General features: G+C 64.6%; 19 protein-coding genes. 7 read left to right on the top strand and 12 right to left on the bottom strand.

Features of this window, described 5'->3' with window-relative positions; all coding sequences use genetic code 11:
• Window positions 1–58 precede the first annotated feature (58 nt).
• From BKY27_RS00145 to BKY27_RS00170, 6 genes are all read left to right on the top strand, one after another.
• Entirely contained in the window at window positions 59–622 is a 564-nt protein-coding gene (locus BKY27_RS00145) for a hemerythrin domain-containing protein (protein WP_071672394.1), read from the top strand.
• A gap of 89 nt (window positions 623–711) precedes the next feature.
• Entirely contained in the window at window positions 712–2343 is a 1632-nt protein-coding gene (locus BKY27_RS00150; protein ID WP_071672395.1) for a 5-guanidino-2-oxopentanoate decarboxylase, read from the top strand.
• Between the two features lie 121 nt (window positions 2344–2464).
• Window positions 2465–2926, top strand: coding sequence for a (2Fe-2S)-binding protein (locus tag BKY27_RS00155; RefSeq protein WP_071672396.1), 462 nt, complete (start codon window positions 2465–2467; stop codon window positions 2924–2926).
• Window positions 2927–2929: 3 nt separating this feature from the next.
• Complete coding sequence (locus tag BKY27_RS00160) at window positions 2930–5164, top strand: xanthine dehydrogenase family protein molybdopterin-binding subunit (RefSeq protein WP_071672397.1); 2235 nt, start codon at window positions 2930–2932, stop codon at window positions 5162–5164.
• 83 nt (window positions 5165–5247) lie between these two features.
• Window positions 5248–6156 (top strand): DMT family transporter, encoded by a 909-nt coding sequence (locus tag BKY27_RS00165; RefSeq protein WP_071672398.1) that lies wholly within the window; start codon window positions 5248–5250, stop codon window positions 6154–6156.
• An 81-nt stretch (window positions 6157–6237) separates the two neighbouring features.
• Window positions 6238–6840: a type II and III secretion system protein gene (locus BKY27_RS00170; RefSeq protein WP_146636130.1), complete on the top strand. Its 603-nt coding sequence runs from the start codon at window positions 6238–6240 to the stop codon at window positions 6838–6840.
• Between the two features lie 11 nt (window positions 6841–6851).
• Here the strand turns inward: BKY27_RS00170 and glmM are convergent, their stop codons facing one another.
• From glmM to dtd, 6 genes are all read right to left on the bottom strand, one after another.
• On the bottom strand, window positions 6852–8195 hold the full coding sequence (gene glmM / locus BKY27_RS00175; RefSeq protein ID WP_071672400.1) for a phosphoglucosamine mutase: 1344 nt from the start codon (window positions 8193–8195) through the stop codon (window positions 6852–6854).
• Complete coding sequence (gene folP, locus BKY27_RS00180) at window positions 8192–9205, bottom strand: dihydropteroate synthase (RefSeq protein WP_071672401.1); 1014 nt, start codon at window positions 9203–9205, stop codon at window positions 8192–8194. The genes glmM and folP overlap by 4 nt, the downstream gene beginning before the upstream one ends.
• A 139-nt stretch (window positions 9206–9344) precedes the next feature.
• Window positions 9345–10268 (bottom strand): dihydroneopterin aldolase, encoded by a 924-nt coding sequence (locus BKY27_RS00185; RefSeq protein WP_071672402.1) that lies wholly within the window; start codon window positions 10266–10268, stop codon window positions 9345–9347.
• 107 nt (window positions 10269–10375) lie between these two features.
• Window positions 10376–11053 (bottom strand): cell wall hydrolase, encoded by a 678-nt coding sequence (locus tag BKY27_RS00190; RefSeq protein WP_233491746.1) that lies wholly within the window; start codon window positions 11051–11053, stop codon window positions 10376–10378.
• A 179-nt stretch (window positions 11054–11232) separates the two neighbouring features.
• Window positions 11233–13755, bottom strand: coding sequence for a putative PEP-binding protein (locus BKY27_RS00195; protein WP_071672403.1), 2523 nt, complete (start codon window positions 13753–13755; stop codon window positions 11233–11235).
• Between the two features lie 78 nt (window positions 13756–13833).
• Window positions 13834–14271, bottom strand: coding sequence for a D-aminoacyl-tRNA deacylase (gene dtd, locus BKY27_RS00200; protein WP_071672404.1), 438 nt, complete (start codon window positions 14269–14271; stop codon window positions 13834–13836).
• 113 nt (window positions 14272–14384) lie between these two features.
• Between dtd and BKY27_RS00205 the strand changes: the two genes are divergently transcribed.
• Complete coding sequence (locus BKY27_RS00205; protein ID WP_071672405.1) at window positions 14385–14801, top strand: Hsp20/alpha crystallin family protein; 417 nt, start codon at window positions 14385–14387, stop codon at window positions 14799–14801.
• A 3-nt stretch (window positions 14802–14804) separates the two neighbouring features.
• On the opposite strand, the gene BKY27_RS00210 is transcribed toward BKY27_RS00205, so the two are convergent.
• The 6 genes from BKY27_RS00210 to BKY27_RS00235 form a co-directional block, all read right to left on the bottom strand.
• Window positions 14805–15476 (bottom strand): nitroreductase, encoded by a 672-nt coding sequence (locus BKY27_RS00210; RefSeq protein WP_071672406.1) that lies wholly within the window; start codon window positions 15474–15476, stop codon window positions 14805–14807.
• A complete protein-coding gene (locus BKY27_RS00215) occupies window positions 15473–16639 on the bottom strand; it encodes a TFIIB-type zinc finger domain-containing protein (RefSeq protein ID WP_084667784.1) in 1167 nt (388 codons plus the stop codon). The genes BKY27_RS00210 and BKY27_RS00215 overlap by 4 nt, the downstream gene beginning before the upstream one ends.
• Window positions 16640–16734: 95 nt before the next feature.
• Window positions 16735–17223, bottom strand: coding sequence for a cytochrome b (locus tag BKY27_RS00220; RefSeq protein WP_071672407.1), 489 nt, complete (start codon window positions 17221–17223; stop codon window positions 16735–16737).
• A 69-nt stretch (window positions 17224–17292) separates the two neighbouring features.
• A complete protein-coding gene (locus tag BKY27_RS00225) occupies window positions 17293–18429 on the bottom strand; it encodes an SPFH domain-containing protein (protein ID WP_071672408.1) in 1137 nt (378 codons plus the stop codon).
• A 29-nt stretch (window positions 18430–18458) separates the two neighbouring features.
• On the bottom strand, window positions 18459–19400 hold the full coding sequence (locus BKY27_RS00230; protein ID WP_146636131.1) for a DUF2927 domain-containing protein: 942 nt from the start codon (window positions 19398–19400) through the stop codon (window positions 18459–18461).
• Between the two features lie 24 nt (window positions 19401–19424).
• Window positions 19425–20618, bottom strand: a complete 1194-nt coding sequence (locus BKY27_RS00235; RefSeq protein ID WP_071672410.1) for a toxic anion resistance protein — start codon at window positions 20616–20618, stop codon at window positions 19425–19427.
• Window positions 20619–20624 lie beyond the last annotated feature (6 nt).

Here is a 20624-nt window from a genome sequence, read left to right on the forward strand (position 1 = left end):
AGCCCCTGTGCGCCCCCGCAGATTGTCGCGTTACAACATAACACCCACTTGAGATGCCATGACCCACCACATCACGACACGCGAGGGCCTTCCGCCCGAAATGCGGACCCTCATGCGGGACTTGCCACGCGACGGCTGGCCAGCGCATCCCGCTTTCGCCCGCTCTATCCAGAACTGGATGGGCGCCCATCAAATGTTCCGCCAGCTTGGGCAGATCGTGCAAGAAGACAGCGAAACCTTCCTCGACAAGGGGATGGAGGCCGGTCGCTATGCTGGGCGGCTCGCGCATTTCGGCAACCTGCTGGTGCGCAACCTGCACGGGCACCACACGTGGGAAGACCGCAAGTTCTTCCCCGAACTGGACAGCGCCGATCCCCGCTTTTCCGACGGGTTGGAAATGCTGGAAGGCGATCATGTGGCGCTGGACGACCTGCTCGACCGCTTTACGCGCGGCGCGAACCGGGTTGTGCAACTGGCAACGCTGGCCCCGGACCAGATGACCGACGAGGCCGGCCCGGTGCGCGACATGGCCGAGCAGCTTGGAGGGTTCCTCACCCGGCACCTGACCGATGAGGAAGACCTCGTGGTGCCGATCCTGCTGCACCACAGGCTGCGTGGCTAAGACCTGACCAAACCCTGCCGGGCGCGATCTGCTTGCGCCCGGCCCCAAGCTCTGGAACTGTCCGACGGACAGCCAAAAAGGAGCGTGACATGACAGATGTGACCGGGATCACTGCGGGAATGTACCTGACCCGTCTTCTCGCCCTCTATGGGGTCGATACGGTGTTCGGCATACCGGGGGTGCACACGGTCGAACTGTATCGCGGACTGCCCGGCTCTGGCATCCGCCACGTCACGCCGCGCCACGAACAGGGCGCGGGCTTCATGGCCGATGGCTATGCCCGCGTCGGCGGCAAGCCCGGTGTCTGCTTCATCATCTCCGGTCCCGGCATGACCAATATCGCCACGGCCATGGGGCAGGCCTACGGCGATTCCATCCCCATGCTTGTGATTTCGGCGGTAAACGCGCATGGCCGCATGGGCTCGGGCGAGGGCTGGCTGCACGAATTGCCCAACCAGCAGGCGCTGGTGTCGGGCGTGGCGGCGTTCAGCCGGACGATCAACACGGTCGAGGAACTGGCCCCCGCACTGGCGCAGGCCTTTGCCATTTTCGACGGGGCGCGCGCCCGCCCGGTCCATCTCGAAATTCCGATCAACATCATGACGGCCTCGGCCGACCACCTGCCATTGCCCAAAGGGCCGATGCGGCTGGCGCGGGCTGCGCCCGACCCGGCGGCCCTGGAAACCGCGGCAAGGAGGCTGTCGGACGCGTCGGCCCCGGTGATCCTTGCCGGCGGCGGCGCCCGCCATGCCATGGGGCTGCGGTCCCTTGCCGAAGCGCTTGACGCGCCCGTCGTGATGACCGCGAATGCAAGGGGCCTGCTGGCGCCGGATCATCCGCTCGGCGTCAGCCTTTCGGCGTCCATGCCGGAAACCCGTGCAATGATCGCGGCGGCAGACGTGGTGCTGGCCCTCGGCACCGAGATGGGGCGCACCGATTACGACATGTTCGAGGACGACGGCTTTACCCTGACCGGCGAGGTCATCCGCGTCGATCTCGACCCGGTGCAACTGGCCCGCAGCGCTGCGCCCGATCCGGGGCCCAACCTGGGGATCGTGGCCGATGCCGCCGCCATGGTCGAGGGGCTGCTGGACCGCTGCCCGCCCGGTGACAGCAAGGATGGCGCAGCGCGCGCGGCAGCGGCCAACGCAGGGCGCACCGCGCTCGATGACGCGATGCGCGGCGATCTGAAGATGCTCGAAGCCACCCGCGACGCCCTGCCCGGCGTAATCTTCATGGGCGACAGTTCGCAGGCAACCTATGCGGGCAACCTTGGATACGCAGCCGCAAGGCCCGGCACCTACCACAGCTCGACCACGGGCTTTGGCACGCTCGGTTACGGCCTGCCTGCCGCCATTGGCGCCAAGCTGACCACCGACTCGCCCGTCGTGGCACTGGCGGGGGATGGTGGCTTTCAGTTCACCGCGCCCGAAATGGCCAGCGCAGTCGAGGCCGGAACACCGGTGATCGTGATGCTCTACGACAATTCCGGCTATGGCGAGATCAAGAGCTTCATGGAAGCCCGAGGCATCGGCACCGTGGGCGTCGATCTCTACACACCCGATCTCCGCGGGCTGGCTGCGGCCTCGGGCTGGAAAGTCGCCGAAGCCGAAACGCCGCAGGGCCTGCGCGACGCTCTCGATGCCGCAAGCAAGGCGCCGACGCCCACGCTGGTTTATTACACCGACCGCCTGCGCACCGCCTTTCAAGCCGAGCTCTGACACCGATCCGCGCGAAAAGTGACGGCAAGGAAAGCAGGGGATTTGGCGGGATCTGCAAGTGACAGACCCCATCTGCCGCCCTACCTTTGGACCAGGCGGACACCAAAGGACGAGGACGCATATGCAATTCACGGTGAACGGAACGCCCCACGAAGTGGATGTCGAAGAGGACATGCCGCTTTTGTGGGTGCTGAGAGACGAGCTTGGCCTGAAGAGCGTGAAATATGGCTGCGGCATCGCCCAATGCGGGGCCTGCACGGTGCATATCGACGGTTTCGCCACCCGTTCTTGCCAAGTGCCCGCCAGCACGCTGGAGGGGGCCGAGATCACCACGCTGGAAGGGCTCGCCCCCGGTGATACGCTGCACGCCGTGCAAGAGGCGTGGATTGCGCATCAGGTTGCCCAGTGCGGCTATTGCCAATCGGGGCAGATGATGCAGGCCGCCGATCTGCTGGCCGGAACACCGGATCCGACCGACGAGGATATCGACTCGATCATGGGCGGCAACCTGTGTCGCTGTGGCACCTATCCCCGCATTCGCGCCGCCATCCACGACGCCGCCGCCCGCCTGAGAGAGGGGTAAGCCATGAGCAAACTCGGAAAAATCGCCCGGCGCAGCTTCCTTGTCGGGGCCGCCGCATTTGCAGGCGGCATCGCGTTCGGTACCTACATGGTGCGCCGTCCCCACGCCAACCCACTGGCGGACGGGTTGGACGCCGGAGAAGTAACCTTCAACCCGTGGGTCTTGATCGGGCCAGAGCGGATCACGCTGATCACCCCCCATGCTGATCTGGGCCAGGGCGCCATGCATATGCAAGCGACCCTTCTGGCCGAAGAGATGGACCTGGAGCCGGGGCAGTTCGACACCGATTTCGGTGCCCCTGCGGCAGCATATTGGAACACCGCGATGGCCGGTGATGCGGCCCCCTTCCGGTCGTCTGATCATGGCCTGATGGCGCGGACAACACGCGGCGCCATGGGGGCGGTCTTCAAGATCATCGGCCTACAGGGCACCGGCGGCTCCAGTTCGACCCCCGACAGCTTTGACAAGCTGCGACAGGCTGGCGCGATGGCCCGCGAAACGCTGAAGCTGGCCGCCGCGCAAGAGACCGGCATTGCCGTGGATCGCCTTGCCACCGATGCTGGCGCGGTCGTTTTGCCCGATGGCACCCGCCTTCCGTATACCGGGCTTGCCGCCACCGCCGCCACGCTGGAACCGGTCGAAGACGCCCCGCTGCGCCAACCCTCGGAATGGCGCCTGATCGGGCAGCCGACCGAACGGATGGATATCGTGGCAAAATCCACCGGCCAGCAACACTACGGCATCGACACCGAGATCGAAGGCATGGTGCACGCCGCCGTGCGCATCAACCCGCGCCGGGGCGCGCTCAATGGCTACGACGCATCGACCGCCGAAACCATGCGCGGGGTGCAAACGGTTTTGGAAGTCACCGATGGCGTGGCCGCTATCGCCGACAACACGTGGCGCGCCTTTCAGGCCGTCAACGCCATCGACTGCGACTGGGGACCGGCCCCCTACCCCGCCGAGATGGATGGCCATTGGGCCGCCGTCGCGTCCAGCTTCACCGACGAGCGCCTCGACAAGGAATGGCGCAATGACGGCGATATCGACGCGGCCCTGACCGGCGATGTCATCGAGGCCGAATACCGCGCGCCCTACGTGGCCCACCAGCCACTGGAGCCGCTGAACGCCGTGGTGCGGGTGACCGAGGCCGGGGTCGAGGTCTGGACCGGCCATCAGATGCCGCGCTTTCTGCAACAGATGGTGGCCGGCGTCACCGGGCACGAGCCCGAACAAGTGACCTTTCACAACCAGTTCGCGGGCGGCAGCTTTGGGCACCGGCTCGAATTCGACCATGTTGTGCAGGCGGCCGAGATTGCCAACCAGATGCGCGGAACGCCAGTGAAACTGACCTATCAGCGGGAAGAGGATTTCGCCCATGATTTCCCGCGCCAGATCGGCATGGCCCGTGCAAGGGGCGCAGCGGCGGATGGCCGGGTCGCGGCCACCGATATCCAGATCGCCACGGTCAGCAGCTCGCGCTCGCAAATGGGCCGCCTGGGGCAAAGCGTTCCCGGCCCGGACACGCAAATCCCGGCGGGCGTGTGGAACGCGCCCTATGCCATCCCATCCTATCGCGTCCGCGCCTACGCGGTGCCGGGCCTGGCGCCGACCTCAAGCTGGCGTTCGGTCGGGGCTTCGACCGGCGGCTTCTTCGGCGAAGGGTTTCTCGATGAAGTGATCCACGCCGCCGGGGCGGACCCGTTGCAGGAACGGCTGCGGCTGGCCAGCAATCCCCGCGCGCGGGCGGTGCTGGAGGCGGTAGGAGAGATGTCGGATTGGGGCCGCTCCCTGCCCGAGGGGCGTGGCCTTGGTCTGGCCATGGTGGAAAGCTTCGGCGTGCCGGTCGCGGAAGTGATCGAAGTCGAGGCCACCGACCGGGGCATTCGCATCCACGATGTCTGGGCAGCGGCAGAGGTCGGGACGGTCGTCGACCCGGTGAACTTCGAAAACCATGTGCAAGGGGCCATCGTCTGGGGCCTCGGCCACGCGATCAACTGCGAGATCACCTATTCCGACGGCATGGCCAACCAACTGAACTTCGACCAACACGACGGAATGCGGATATGGCAAGCGCCCCGCATCGCCGTTCGCGCGGTAGAGCTTGGCGGGGACGTGCACGGCATCGGCGAACCGCCCGTGCCGCCAGCCGCCCCTGCACTTGCCAACGCCATCTTTTCCGCCACCGGCCAGCGCCTGCGGGAAATGCCGTTCAGCAAGCTGGTGGATTTCGTGTGAGACTGGCAGGATAGCCCGCGCTGAACGCCCATTGACCTTCCCCGCGCACCGCTGTCTGGTGCGCGGGCAGAAGGAGCCTTCCCATGACACATCCCCAGATCACCCGCTCAAGCTGGCTCATGGTGCTTGCCCTCGGGGTGACGTGGGGCGCGACCTTTATGGTGATCGAGATCGCGCTGCGTGGCATCAGCCCGTTCTGGCTTGCGTCCGGGCGGATCGGCTTTGCCGCCGCGCTTATGGTGGTGGTCTGGGTGGCACGCGGCGCCAAGCTGTTCGTCACCAAAGACCGCGACTGGCCAATGCTGACCATCATCGGCGCGCTCAGCTCCGCCGTGCCGTTCATGCTGCTCAGTTGGGGCCAGCAATACGTGACCTCGGGCTTTGCCGGGGTCTCGATGGCCGCCGTGGCGTTGATGGTGTTGCCGTTGGCTCATTTTCTGGTGCCGGGAGAACAGATCACCCTGCGCCGCGCCATCGGCTTTCTTATCGGGTTCGCCGGGGTCGTGGTGCTGATCGGCACGCAGGCCTTCGCCTCGACCGGGGCGGGGCTGGAGCCCTTCGGTCGCGCCGCCTGTCTCGGGGCGGCGGGGTGTTATGCGGTCAGTTCGGTGTTGATGCGGCGGCTGCCCGCGATTGACCCGATCGGGCTGGCCACGATCCTTCTGGTCATCGGCGCGGCCATTGTCATCCCCGCCGCGTGGGTCGTGGAAGGCCCGCCCCCGATGCCCTCGGGCGAAACCCTCGCGGTTCTGGCCCTGCTCGGCCTTGTGCCGACGGCGGCGGCAAATATCCTGCGCGTCGTGGTCATCCGCAGCGCCGGCCCAACGTTCATGAGCCTCACCAACTACATCGTGCCGGTGAATTCGGTCATCCTTGGCTCGCTCGTCCTGAGCGAACCCTTACCACCCTCGCTGCTGTCGGCGCTTGCCCTGATCCTCGCGGGTGTCTTCCTCAGCCAATGGGGGGCGCTGAAGCGGCTCTTTATCGGCTGATCTCTGACCATTCGGCGATTCTGAAATTCCGTGGTATCCTCTCGCCACGAGGGACTTTACTTTTTTGGGGGAGGACTTGCCGTGGACAGACGTCTGTTCATGTCCGGTCTTGCCGGGAGTGGCCTTGTCACCGGTTTGGTGCCGACACCGGCAATATCGCGATACGCCTTTATTGAAGATGAAGATGACACGGAATTCGATGTCCTCAGACGATTGCGGCTTCCATGGGTTCATCGTCTGGCCGAGGGGCTGCCACAGCTTCTTGGGGGTGCGCCGCGCATCCTGCGTTTGATCGAACTTGCCAACGTGAACGGGGTGGCCCGCCAAGTGCAAAGGGCGGCGCGCATCTCAGTCCTCAGCCAGCCGATGGTCACCATGGACGCCAACAGTGCTGCCGCGCCGCGGGCGAACGGGCCCGGCATGGAATTTCTGTCCAATGTTCGGCTGTCCGGCGATCCTGCCCTTGTGACCCGCGTAGCGGAAACGGATGTGCGAAGCCCCACATCAATCGTGGTCGGCGGGATAATCTACCAAGTCCCCAACCGGAACAACCACCAACAATTGTCTGTGCCCGTGTTGGGGGACCTGCCAGTGGTCGGCCACCTGTTCCGTCGGTCGAGGCCCTCGGAACAAAGCAACCTGATACTTTTCGTAACCGCCCGCGTTATCCAACAAGAGGAGTAAATGCGTCGGGGTCAGACGACCCGTTCGACCGCCGCGACGACCTCGCCCACCACGTTCTGCAACAGGCCCTCGTCCTCGCATTCCGCCATCACGCGGATCAACGGCTCAGTGCCCGATTTACGGATCAACAGTCGCCCGTTGCCCACCAGCCGCGCTTCGGCGGTGGCGATGGCCTGTTGCACCGCGACCTCGTCCAGCGGAGTTTGCCCGGCCGAGAACCTCACGTTTTGCAACAGTTGCGGCACCCGCTCGAAATTGCGGGCCAAATCGCTTGCCCGTTTCCCGGTGCGCACCATCTCGGACAGGAATTGCAGCCCCGCGATCAGCCCGTCGCCAGTGGTGGCATAGTCCGTCATCACGATATGGCCCGATTGCTCGCCGCCAAGGTTCAGCCCTTGCTGGCGCATCGCCTCGACAACGTAGCGGTCGCCGACGGGGGTACGGTGCAACGATATCGCCCGTTCCGCCAGAAACCTCTCCAACCCGAGGTTGGACATGACCGTCGCCGCCAGCGTCTGGCCCTTCAAACGCCCCTCTTCGGCCCACCGGTTCGCGAACAGCGCCATGATCTGGTCACCATCGGCCACCTCGCCATTCTCGTCGATCAAGATCACCCGGTCGGCATCGCCGTCGAGACAAATGCCGACATCGGCACCCACTTCCCGGATCTTGGCCTGCGCCGCCTGCGGCTTGGTTGAGCCGACCCCGTCATTGATGTTGACCCCGTTAGGATCGACCCCGAGCGGGATCACCTCTGCCCCCAGTTCCCACAGCACCTCGGGCGCCGCCCGGTATGCCGCGCCGTTTGCACAGTCGATCACGACCTTCAGCCCATCGAGGTCCAGCCCGTGCGGCACCGTGCCCTTGACCCGCTCGACATAGCGCGCACGGCCATCGTCAATCCGCTTGGCGCGACCGATATTCTCGGATTGCGCCGGTTGCAGATCGGAATGAACCAGGCGCTCGATCTCGGTTTCGGCCTCGTCAGACAGCTTGAAGCCGTCAGGGCCGAAGAACTTGATACCGTTATCCGTAGCCGGGTTGTGGCTGGCGGAAATCATCACCCCCACATCGGCCCGCATCGACGGGGTCAGCATCCCCACGGCAGGCGTCGGCACCGGCCCCAACAGCAGCACGTTCATGCCGGTCGAGGTAAAGCCTGCCGTCAACGCATTCTCGATCATGTAACCCGACAGCCGCGTGTCCTTGCCAATCACCACCCGGTGGCCCGCACTCTGGTCGCGCCGGAAATACCGGCCTGCCGCCGCGCCCAGTTTCAGCGCGAGTTCTGCGGTCATCGGATAGGTGTTGGCGCGCCCACGGACGCCATCGGTGCCAAAGAGTTTTCGAGTCATGCCTGCCCTCGTTCTGCCGCGCTCCAAAGCGCGATCATTTGCCGGTGCACTTCTATATCATGGACCCGTAGCAACTGGACCCCCTGCCCCAAGGCCCATAGGCCAATTGCTGCCGATGCGGGGCCACGCTCGTGAGCGTTGGGGATGTTTCCGATACGCCCGATCGACCCCTTGCGCGACACGCCCAGCAATATCGGACAGCCAAGGCCGTGAAAGACCGAAATCCGCCCGATCAGCGCGAGGTTGTGGGTCTCGCTCTTGCCGAACCCGATGCCGGGGTCAACGATGATGCGGTCGCGGGGAATGCCGGCTTGAACAGCGCAATCGACCGATGTTTCAAGGCTGTCATAAACATCCAGCAACACATCCGCATAGTCGGGATTGTCCTGCATGTCCTCGGGCAGACCTTGGGCGTGCATCAGGCACACGGGCGCACGTGTCTCGGCGGCAACCGTCCGGGTGGCCGGGTCGAAGGTGAAGGCAGAGACATCGTTGATCAGGTCCGCCCCGGCGGCCAGCGCTGCCTGCGCGACAGCGGCCTTGCGGGTGTCGATCGAGATTGGGGTTGTGATGCCTGCGGCCCGGATCGCCTCGATCACCGGGGCGGTGCGGGCGACCTCTTCCATCACTGGCACCTCTTGCGCGCCCGGCCGGGTGCTTTCGCCGCCAAGGTCCAGAATATGCGCGCCCTCGTCCAGCATCCGCCGAACCTGCGCCATCGCGGCCTCGGGATTGTTGAACTTGCCGCCATCCGAGAAACTGTCAGGTGTCAGGTTGAGGATGCCCATGATCCGTGGCATGTCCAACGCAAGCCCGGCAATCGGCGCGCGCGCCGCCGTAAGACGGGCCAGCACGCCGGACGGAACCGCAGCCGCCGGGATCACACGGGGGGCGCATCCGCGCGCCAGTTCCTCGACATGGGTGAACCAGACGCGCGTACCGGCAAGCGCCAGCGCCTCGGGTGGTCGGGCCGGGTCGGCCTGCGGGATCGGGCGGTAGTAGAGCGTCATTCGGGGCCTCGTCCTTGTCGCATCGCATTCGCGCTCGTCCGATCGTGCCCGTGCTCCACCGCAGAGTGAGGTCAAGGAGGCGCGCAACGAGCCGGGCGGTCGCCCTTCCGATAGCCCCGGCAGGTCCGCGCGGCAAGCCTCAGACCTCGGGCATCGCCTCCGGGCCGAGAACCGTCAGTGGCAACGCCGTCTCAGGGGCGTCGCCGCCAAGGAACAACACGTCCCGCGCCTCGAAGCTCTCGGCAAGCCACAGCGCCAGCGGCTCCCCCTCGCGTTCCGATGTCTGCGGGCCATCCACGCTGTCCAGCACCAGCTTGGACGGCGCCCAGACCGAGATCCGGCCGTGCTTCATCGCCCAATCCAGCTCGGTCCGGCTGTCCACCACCACGCAGCGATCATCGCGCGAGGCGAGAATCCATGCGTTTTGTTCGATGGCCAGCAGGTCGATGCGGCGTTGCGGCATCGCATGCGCGGCCTGCGGCACGGTGCCCTCGGGGCGGCCCACACAGAGGATAACGGGCGCCCCCTGCGCTTCCAGCCGGTCCAATAGCGCCGGCATGTCGTCGCGGGCGATAGCGGCATTCGACAAATACACCACCAGCGGATGCGGGGTGCCATCGGTCAGCAAGGACAGGCGCGGGCGGTCCGGCGCGGTGCGCACGATCTCGACCCCAAGGGCGAACGGACCCCGGTCGAGCTTTTCGATCCGCACGAAGCAGCGGGCGGCCAGCGGATGGGCCAGAACCCGCTCGGCGATGCGGGCGGCAAGGGTTTCCAGAAGGTTCAGGCGCTCGGCCTGCAACTCGTGGTCGATGGCCTCGACGATGGTATCATAGGACAGGATGCGGTCGACATCGTCGGCATCGGGATCGGCGGCAGAGCGCACTTCGACCACCACGTTGAACCGCACCCTCTGCAGCAGCCCCCGTTCCTGTTGAAAGGCGCCGATTTCAACGTCACGCTCGTGATCGGACAGGCTGATGCGATCCAGCGGATCGGGGCCGGCGGTCGCCTTGGCCCGTTCTGAAGGATGCGCAAAGGCGAGGCGGGTTTCATCGGACATGGCGCGGCTCCTCTGGGTCGGGCAGGCAAGATCGCATCCTGATAGCAAGCCAAGGGGCGCATTGCACCCCTCGCCAACGTCGCCCCGCGCCGGGAAAGCGACGTGGATCAGTTTTCGCGATAGAACCGATGAACGCCGATTTCGGCGGTCTGCGGAAACACCTGCGCCCAACGAGGATTGACCCAGTTGGCGTGGTAATGGGTTGCACCACCGGTTAGGTTTCTTGGCCCGCCATTGATCATCACACGGGCGATCTTGCCAAGGCGGTCGTAGATCGCGGTCTCGGTAATCGTTTCGGGGCGGCCGTCACAGGTATAGGTGAACTGGCAGGCAAAGCGCCGACCGGTGCCCTGATTGACCACGCCGCAGATCGTGTTGGGATAGTCGGGATTGTCGACGCGGTTCAGGATCACTTCCGCGACCGCGAACTGGCCCTCGACGCTTTCGCCGCGCGCCTCGAAATAGAGGGCTTCTGCCATGCATTGCCACTGGCGCCCGCCATGGGCACGCGGCATCGCATCAAGTTCGGCAGCCGTGTAGGGCGCGGCGCCTCCTGTGGAACTGCGCCGTCCGGTGAAGGGCGATCCGATGCTGGCCAGCCGCAGTGGGCTGACCGAGCGCATTCCGTCATGCTCTTGCCCCATCACCGACGTGAAGAGAGAGCCGAGCGAATGCGTTGGGTCCGTCGACGTGGACGCGGTAACATCTGCGCTTGCCAGACCGGTGGTCAGCAAGAGCGCGGCAGCAGCGGCCATGACGGCGCGCTTGATCTTAAACTGTCCCATTCTGGGCATCCCCAATTGGCCGGTTGCTCCGGCACTGCTTCGACCTCATGTCGTATACCGGATCAGCCCCGATGGGCCAAACCAGCGCTTAATCTAGTGACCATCGCTTAACAAACCCCCAACAGCTAGGCATCCATCCGCAAGGGAATCGTTTAACGACGTCTATTAGTGCGCTGGAATCACGACTCTATTGTGTCAGAAATAGCCAGTTGTGCGGCCGCGAGTTTGGCAACCGGCACCCGGAACGGCGAACAAGAGACATAATCGAACCCCGCCGCCCGGCTGAACGCGATCGAATCGGGGTCACCGCCATGTTCGCCGCAGATCGACAGGGTCACGTCGGGGCGCGCTTGGCGTCCACGTTCCGCCCCCAGCAACAACAGCTCTCCTACCCCGTCGCGATCAAGTCGCTGGAACGGGTCTTCCGGGAACACCCCCTGATTGACATAGACCGACATGAAGCGGCCCGCGTCGTCGCGGCTGAGACCATAGGTCATCTGGGTCAGGTCGTTGGTGCCGAAGGACAGGAAAGCGGCGTGTTCCGCGATTTCGCCCGCGCGCAGTGCTGCGCGCGGCGTTTCCACCATGACCCCAAGCCGATAGGTGAACTGCGTCCCGGTCTCGTTGCGCACGGCGGCGGCGACGGCATCGACGCGATCCTTGATCAACTCGACCTCGCGCTTGGCGCTGACCAGCGGGATCATGATCTCGGGCACAACCGGCTCCTTGCCCTGCGAGGCGACAACGGTGGCCTCGAAGATGGCGCGCGCCTGCATCGAGTAGATGCCGGGCACAGTAATGCCGAGCCGCACGCCCCGCATCCCCAACATGGGGTTGAATTCCTGTAAGTTCTCGATCCGCGCCGCGACGCGGCTGACCGGCAGATCCAGCGCGGCGGCCAAGGCCCGGATGCCGTCGCGGTCGCCGGGCAGAAACTCGTGCAAAGGCGGGTCGAACAGGCGGATGCAGACCGGCTGACCCTCCATCAGCTTGAAAAGCTCGATGAAATCGCCGCGTTGCATCGGCAACAGGCGTTCCAGCGCGGCTTTTCGATCCTCTTGATCCTCGGCGAAGATCATCTCGCGCATCACCGTCAGACGGATCGGATCGAAGAACATGTGCTCGGTCCGGCACAGGCCGATCCCGTCGACGCCAAAGGTTTGGGCCAGTCGGGCATCTTCGGGCGTGTCGGCATTGGCGCGAATACCGATGTCGCGCGCGTCGTCAGCCCATCTCAGCAACGTGGCAAAGGCCCCGCCCATGGCCGGTTCGATCATGGTCGCCGCGCCCACCAGAACCTCGCCCGAGCTGCCATCGACGGTGATCACGTCACCCTCGTGAAAGACCCGGCGGCCCGGCACGGTCAGGGTCTTCTTGCGGTGGTCCAGTTGCAGGTCCGTGGCCCCGGAGACGCAGGGCACACCCAGTCCGCGCGCGATCACGGCGGCATGGCTGGTCATCCCGCCCCGCTCGGTCAAAATCGCGTCGGCGGCATGCATGCCGCGAATATCCTCGGGGCTGGTTTCGCGCCGCACCAGAATACAGGGCTCCCCCTTGGACGAGGCCGATTGCGCTGCAGAAGCGGTGAACACGATCTTGCCCGTGGCCGCCCCCGGCGCGGCAGCGATGCCGCGGGTCAACAGGTCTTTCGGCCCCTCGGGGTTGACTTGCCGGTGCATCAGTTGGTTGAGGGTGAAGGGCGCGACCCGCGTCAACGCGTCGTCCCGAGAGATGACTCCATCCTCGGCCAGATCGACGGCAATCCGCACGTCCCCCCGGGCAGACCGCGGCACGCGCACCGCGTCGAGGATGGCAAGCTTGCCTTCCATGAGCGTGAATTCGATCTGCATCTCTTCGCGCAGCCGCGTGCGAATGAGTTTGCCCGCCTGCCGCAGAGCCTCGACCTGCTTGGGGCAACGGTCTTCCAACGCCACGCCGCGCTCATCGGTCTCGATGAACTGTGCCGCCGCCTCGCTCAGCGCGGCACGGCCCTGGCTTTGCGGCAGATACCGCCCGGTGATCTGCGCAAAACCGCTTTCCGACGAGACGAATTGCACGACACCGGCGCCGGTTTCTTCCTTGCCGATAGACAGCGCCATGCGCTGCACGATCAGCCCCAGCCCCGCATCGGCAGGCGCGCCCTTGGCTTGGCGCAGCAGGCGGGCACTGGTGCCTTCCCAGGCGCGGGCCATGGCGCGCAGCACCTCGGTCAACTGGGTTTCCACGTCCTGCGGGAACGGATCTTCCATCTCGTCTTCGAAATGGGCCAGCGCCAGACGCGGCGTGATCGGGGCGGCGAACAGGTCTTCGTCCAGCCGCAAGACATCGACCGCGTAGGACCGTATGAAGGACAGGTAAAGCGCATCCGCCGCCGCTTGCCCATGTTCCTTTGCAATCCGCGCGGCAACCGCATCGTTCATGCCGATGTTCAGCACGCTGCCCGGCCCACCCCAATCGGGCGCCTGACTGGACGAGCGCACTGAAAGCAGGTCGCCATCGTCGAAGATTCCCGCCAAGGCGGTCATGTCCGGCAAATGACCCAAGGCCAACCCGCGCACCGTGTCGAAAGACAGCGCGACCGACAGTGGCACCGGCAGTTCAAGCCGCACCAGCCGCTGAAGGCACTTGGCCCGGTTGCCGTGCTGGTCCGTCTGGATCGGCGCCGATGGCGTGATCTGCAGCATGTCGGGTGTGTCGGGCATTGCGTTTCGCACTCGCAGAAAAATCCTGCGCTGACCATACAGTCTTCGCGGCGCGGGTCCAGTCCAGCGTCGGGGCGATCACATCTCCATCGAGATCGTCACCGGCCCATCGTTGATCAGCGACACTTTCATATCCGCCCCGAAGCGGCCCGTTTCCACTGGCACCCCAAGCGACGCCAGATGGTTGGCGAAATGGCGGTAGAGCGGTTCACCCAACAATGGATGCGCCGCTGTCGAAAAGCCCGGTCTGTTCCCGCGCGAGGTGTCGGCGGCCAGCGTGAACTGGCTGACCACCAGAGCACCGCCGCCCACATCCAGAACCGAGCGATTCATCTTGCCCGCATCATCCTCGAAAATTCGCAGCTTGGAAATCTTGGCGGCCAAGGCCTCGGCCTGCGTTTCGCCATCGCCCTGCATCGCGCAGACAAGGATCAAAAGGCCCGGCCCGGTCTGGCCGATCACGTCGCCGTCAACACGCACGGCAGCCTCGGAAACACGTTGCAAAAGGGCGCGCATAAGATACCTCGCAGGCTGAATTTGACGCCGGTCAAAGCGAATCCGGCTTGGATGAGACACTCTTTCTGCATCGGGCCAAGGCCCTTCAGCAATATGGAAGGAGGATGATCGTTATGGTCGAAACGTCCCACACCTCCGGCGGCTGGCCGGCAATGTTCCAACCTTTCCGCAATATCGGGCATCAGGTTGCCGACTGGTTCGCCCCCGCGTCCGAGGCCGCCGTTGACGCGCACGCCTATCGCATCGTGATGGAACTGCCCGGAGTCGAGGACAAGGATATCGACGTCAGCGTGCATGACGGTGTCGTCACCGTGCAGGGCGAAAAGAAGTCGACCCGCGAGGAAAAAGGCGAGACGTGGTATTTCAGCGAACGGCAATACGGCGCGTTCTCGCGCAGTTTCCGCCTGCCGCCCGATGCCGATGCCGAACAGATCGGTGCCGACCTGAAAGACGGGGTCTTGACCCTGAGCATCGCCAAGAAAGGCCCGGAAACACCGCAGGCCAAGAAGGTGGCGATAAACCGGGGCTGAGCGTCAGCCCTGCCAGCGCAGCGCCTCGGTCAGCGGCGCGCGCGTGGTGCGAAATCCGTTGGCCGGGTGATCGCTATCCTCCCGGCCGATGGAAACCGCGCAAACCACCTGCCGCGTCTCGGGCAAGTCGAAAAAGCGGTGCAGGAACGGCGCATAGCTGGCCAACGCGGCCTGCGGGATCGTGGCAACGCCGCGCGCGGCGGCGGCCAGCGTGAACCCGGTCAAAAACCCGCCGCAATCGACCAAGGCATAGGGTCCAAGCTCGGCCGCGCTGGTCAGGATGGCCACATGGGGCGCGCCGAAGAAGCGGAAATTCTCCATCATCTGCCGGGTAGAACCATCGCGGTCGCCCTTCTCGACGCCTACAGCGCCGTAAAGCTGCCAGCCACAGACCGAGCGCCGCTCTTTATAAGGGCCGGAATAGCGTTCGGGGAACGGAATGTCGGGCGAATGGCTGGCGCGCGCCATGTCCTCGGCCAACGCCGCCCGCAGGCGGTCGGTTTCCGCCGGACGCGTGACGACCAATTCCCACGGCTGCGCGTTGCACCAGCTTGGCACTTTCTGCGCCTCGGCCACGATCTCTTCTATCAGGTCTTCAGGCAACGGATCGGGGTTGAACCCGCGGCAGGAATATCGCGAGTCCAGGATGCGCGACAGCGCGTCGGCATCGCTCATTTGTTCATCGCGTAGAGATAGCCGATTCCGGCGGCGACAATCAGGCCTAGGATCACCGCGATGGCGATCTTGATGGCCGACCAGGGCCGTTCGCCCTGCACCCGGCCGGATTGACCGTTGACCACGAAGCGATAACTTTTGCCTTTGTATTTATAGGCCGCCATCCAGACCGGCAGCAGGATATGCTTGAAGGTGACGCCCGACACGTCCGTATCGACATGGGTAATCCGCTGGCGGTCGCCGCCGATGTCGAAACGGATATCGCGGCGGATCTGGGCATCCATGATCTCGCGCGCCTCGTCAAATCCTTCTGACAGATCGACCGTATAACCCTCGGCCCGGAACCCGGCGAGGAAATGCGGCGTATATGGTTCCAGCGCGTTCAGGTTCCACGGCGCAAGGTTGTCGGTGTATTTCTTGGGAAGCGAGCGAGAGGCCAGCACCAGCACATCGTCGAAGAAGCGCTGCACCCGGCCCCGGACATTGCGCCACCGGATACGCTGTTCGCGTACCGTGGTGGGCTTGCCGTTCCGGGTGACGGTGCGGGTGACATAGTAGACCGTGCCGCGCTGCCCCTGATAGGCGCTTCGGGTCTGTGCGTCATAGGTCCAGAAGGGCACATAGATGCCGTTCATCTTGCGCCCCTTGCGGGCATATTCCTTGAGCCCGTTGGGTGCGAACCACAGCTTGCCCAGCCACTCGGTCATGGCCTTGTGCGCGGCGCGTTCATCCAGTTGGAAGGGCAACACCCCTTTGGGTTTGATATGCCGATGGGTGCCGGTATCCGTCACCACCGGCGTCGCGCAGAACGGGCATTCCGAAGAGTGAACGTCCGCGCTGAATTCGACCTGCGCCCCGCAATTGGGGCAAGAGGAAACGCGGGTTTCCTCCATCTCTGCATCGGGCAATTGCGCCCCGAGCGCGGCCTCGAAATCCAACTCGCGGATCGCGGGAACGTCCTCGCCCCCCTCGAAATCCTCGACATTGCCGCAATGGTCGCAGATCAGCTTGCCCGCCACCGGATCGAACCGGAAATCGGCACCGCATTGGGTGCAGGGAAAGCGGTGTTCTTCGCTGCCCGAGGGCGCGGCCACCTCTTGCTCGTCATCGTCAGACGACGGGGGTGGGGCGGAACCGGGCGGCGGCGGGGGCGTGTCGGACATGAGCTATCAATAATCTGCTTTGGAATGGGAAGGACTCGACCGCATCATCAGGCGCAGCCGAGCGCATTTCAAGGCCCCTGACACGGCAAGCTCGATCAGCCCCGAGGCCGGACCATCCGGGTCAGCGTGCCGTCCTTCAGCACCACCTGATGCAGGATCGCCGCCGCCGCATGGGCCAACGCCACGAAGAACAGCGCATTGCCGATCAGCGCGTGAATCTCGCCCGCCGACTCGATCCCGACAAACCACGTCACCACGCCGCCAAGCGGGGCGAGGATCATCAGCAGGTAAAGAACCCGGTGCCCCCAGACCGCTGCCGCATCCATCAGGGCCGAACCGCCATGGGCCGCCGCGGGGGCGCCCTGCATCAGCCGCACAAGAATGCGGATCGCGATCAGCGCAAAGATGCCGACCCCCAGCCACACATGAACCGTTGCATCGCTAAAGCCGGTGGAGCCAGCCTGCAAACGGTCATGCAGCGCGCGCCCCATGCCCTCACCGGTGAACCACCCGGCGAAGATCAACAACGCGATCAGCCAGTGCAGGCCGATCTGAAGACGGGAATACCCGGAACGTGACGACATAGAGATCCCTTTCTCTTTCACTCTTTCAACACCTTTCACGCGGGACCGACAAGGTTCCGTCGGCGGATATCAGACACCCGGCGGGGGCGGTGGCGGCATGACGGTGAAGAGCTGCGCCAGCTCTGCCACATCCTCTGCCTTCTTCCAGCCATCTTGCCCCGCGGTCCAGACAAAGGTCTGTCGCGTCAGTTCTCCGCGGGTCGCCATCTGGCCCATTGTCGCACGCGAAAACGGCCCCTTGGTCTGGCCGTTTTCGGCGACGTGCCAGACATGTTCGACCGGCGGCGGCGGCGGGGCGGCGGCGGCTTGGGGCTGTGCCTGTTGTTGTGGCGCGGCGCCCCACGGCCCTTGGTTCATCGCACCCGCCATCTGGTTGGCCATCGCCATGCCCATGCCCAACCCCATGCCGGTGGCGGCCCCGCCGCCATTCGGGTTCTGCGCGGCGGCGGTCATCGCCTCGGCCGCCGAAAACTGGGTATAGCGGTTCAGATCGCCCACGACCCCCATCGACGTGCGCTTGTCCAGCGCGGCCTCGACCGCCGGCGGCAGGCTGATGTTCTCGATGTATAGTTCGGGCAGGTCCAGCCCGTATTGCGCGATGGTGCCGGAAATGGCCTCGGCCATCATGCGCCCCACCTCGCCGGTATTTCCCGCCATGTCGAGCACCGGGATCCCCGCCGATCCGATCACGCGGGAAAATTCCTGCACGATGATATTGCGGATCTGAAAGGTCACCTCGTCTGTGGTAAATTCCCCATCCGTGCCGACGATCTCGGTCATGAACGTGCCCGGATCCTTCACCTTCACCGTATAGGTGCCATAGGCGCGGATGCGGGTCGGCCCGAATTCCGGGTCGCGCAGCATGATCGGGTTCTTGGTGCCCCATTTCAGGTCGGTGAAGCGGTTGGTGTTGACGAAATAGATCTCGGATTTGAACGGCGACTGAAAGCCGTGCGACCAGTGCTGAAGGCTGGTCATGATCGGCATGTTGTTGGTCTCCAACATGTAAAGGCCCGGCGTGAACACATCCGCCATCTGCCCTTCATGGACAAAGACCGCCGCCTGCCCTTCGCGCACTGTCAGCTTGGCGCCGTATTTGATCTCGTGGCCCTGACGCTCGAAGCGCCAGACCATGGTATCGCGGGTGTCGTCGGTCCAGTGAATGACATCAATGAACTGGCCGGACAGGAAATCGAAAATGGACATGTGGTCCTCCTGTGAAAGTCTCTCTTGGCTCAGCTTGGCCCGCCGACCAATTCGTCCGCAAGCTCGCGCAGATAGGGGCGGGCCTGGTCCGGGGTCATGCCGGGCTGCAAACGGGGGTCGTAAAGCATGTGCAAGAGCATCTCGTCATGGGTCGTCAAAAGCGCGAATTCCTCGTCATCGTTGAAGATCGAGGGCCGCACTGTGGGGCTGTCATTGGGCAGGCCAAGCGCCTGCGCCACCTCTTCGTGGATGCAGGACCGGCGCAGCAGGTCGGGGTGTTCGGTTCGGATAAAGGCGATGGCCGCGACATAGACCGAGGGGGCGTCGGCCTCGGACACGGCATAGACCGAGCAGAAATTATAGCGCGGCAGCGTGGTGATCTCGCGGACCGTGGCGTCGCTGATCTCGGGCATGATCCGGCGCAAGAGCGGCCCCGCCGCCACCTGCTCATCGCGGTTGAGGAAGAGCACGTGGAAATTCCCGCCAGAGCCGACGGCGCGGATCGAATGGCCCGTGGCCCCGGCCAGCCGGTCGGCGTAGCGGGCCAGCGTGCCCCGGTCCTGATCGCGCATCTCCTCGGGAACTGACGCACCGAAATGGGCCTGAATGCGCACCGGGCGTTCCCACCGGCGCAGCACCGACGGCGTCTGTTGCGCAACGAACCGCCCCCCCGACAGGGTGTATTCGTCGTAAAGCGCGATGCGTTCGAAATTCGCCACCAGATTGCGCGCCAGAATGGGCGTATCCGGCCCGCCCCCATCGGTGCGCAACAGGCCATGCGTCAGCAGCCGTTGCTGCACCCCTTGGTAATAGCGGGCATAGGCCAGGCTTTCCTCGGACGGTTCGACGGATGGCGGCGCGACCTCTGGCGCGGTTGGTTGCGGGGGGGATTGCGGGGCCGGTGCGTCATCGCATCCCGCCAGCACCGCCAAGGCGGTGACGGCAAGAGGCGTGATCCAACGAACTGTCATTCCCGGCCCCATCCCTGTCCGCACTCAGCCCTGCGGCACAGAGGTGCCGACATTGTCGCCGGTCCCGTTGCGGCGCGCCGTGGCCGACGCCAGCGTGTCGCGCAGATCGTGTTCCATCTTCTTCATATCGGCTTCGGCCTCGGCCCGGCGGCGCTTGCCCTCGTCCGCGATCTGAAGGCTTTCCTCGATGGTGGCGATCAGGTCGGCATTGGCCTGTTTGACCGCCTCGATATCGAACACGCCACGTTCCATCTCCTGGCGTACCATCTTGTTGGATTCGCGCAGGTTGGCGGCATTCGAGGTCAGCAATTCGTTGGTCAGGTCATTGGCCTCGCGCACCGCGCGGGCAGCCTCGGTCGAGCGCTGGATGGTCAGCGCCTGCGCCAGCTGGGTTTCCCAGAGCGGCACGGTGTTGACGAGGGTCGAGTTGATCTTGGTGACCAGCGACTTGTCGTTTTCCTGCACCAAACGGATCGAGGGCAGCGACTGCATGGTCACCTGGCGGGTCAGCTTGAGGTCATGCACCCGGCGTTCCAGATCGTCCCGCGCAGCGCGCAGATCACGCAGTTCCTGCGCCTTCATGACCTGTTCGTTTTCGGGCGCCGCTGCGACCTCGGCCTCTTTTGCCGGAATGGTTTCCTCGTCCAGTTCCTTCAGCTTTTCCTCGCCCGCCGCGATGTAAAGCGCCAGTTCGTCATAGAAGGCCAGCGTCTTGTCATAAAGCATGTCGAGCGACTTGATGTCCTTCATGAGCATGTGCTCATGGCTCAGAAGCTCATCGGTGATGCGGTCGATCTGGCCCTGTACATCTTCGTACCGCGCCATGAAGTCATGCAGCGGCTTGGCCTTGCCAAACAGCTTTTCCCACCAGGACCGCTTGCGGCCCGGATCCAGTTCATCCACCGAAAAGCCGCGAATGGTGCCCACGATTTCGCGCAAGGAGTCGCCCGCCGGGCCCACGTCCTTGTTCTTCACCCCGTCCAGCATCGCCTGCGAAATAGTTTGCAGTTCTTCCTGCGCGGACGAACCGAAGGTCACGATGGAATTGGTGTCGCCCATGTCGAGCTGCGCCATGCGGGTGCGGATTTCCTCGGCCGTGGGCGCGGGCGCTTCCGACAGCGGCACAAGATCTCCGGCCGGTTCTTGCAACACGACAGCATTGATTTCATCGACCAGCTGCGCAGCGGCCTCGGCCTGTTGGCGGGTTTGATCACTCATGGTTTT

The organism is Nioella nitratireducens, assembly GCF_001879715.1.
Taxonomy (GTDB): domain Bacteria; phylum Pseudomonadota; class Alphaproteobacteria; order Rhodobacterales; family Rhodobacteraceae; genus Nioella; species Nioella nitratireducens.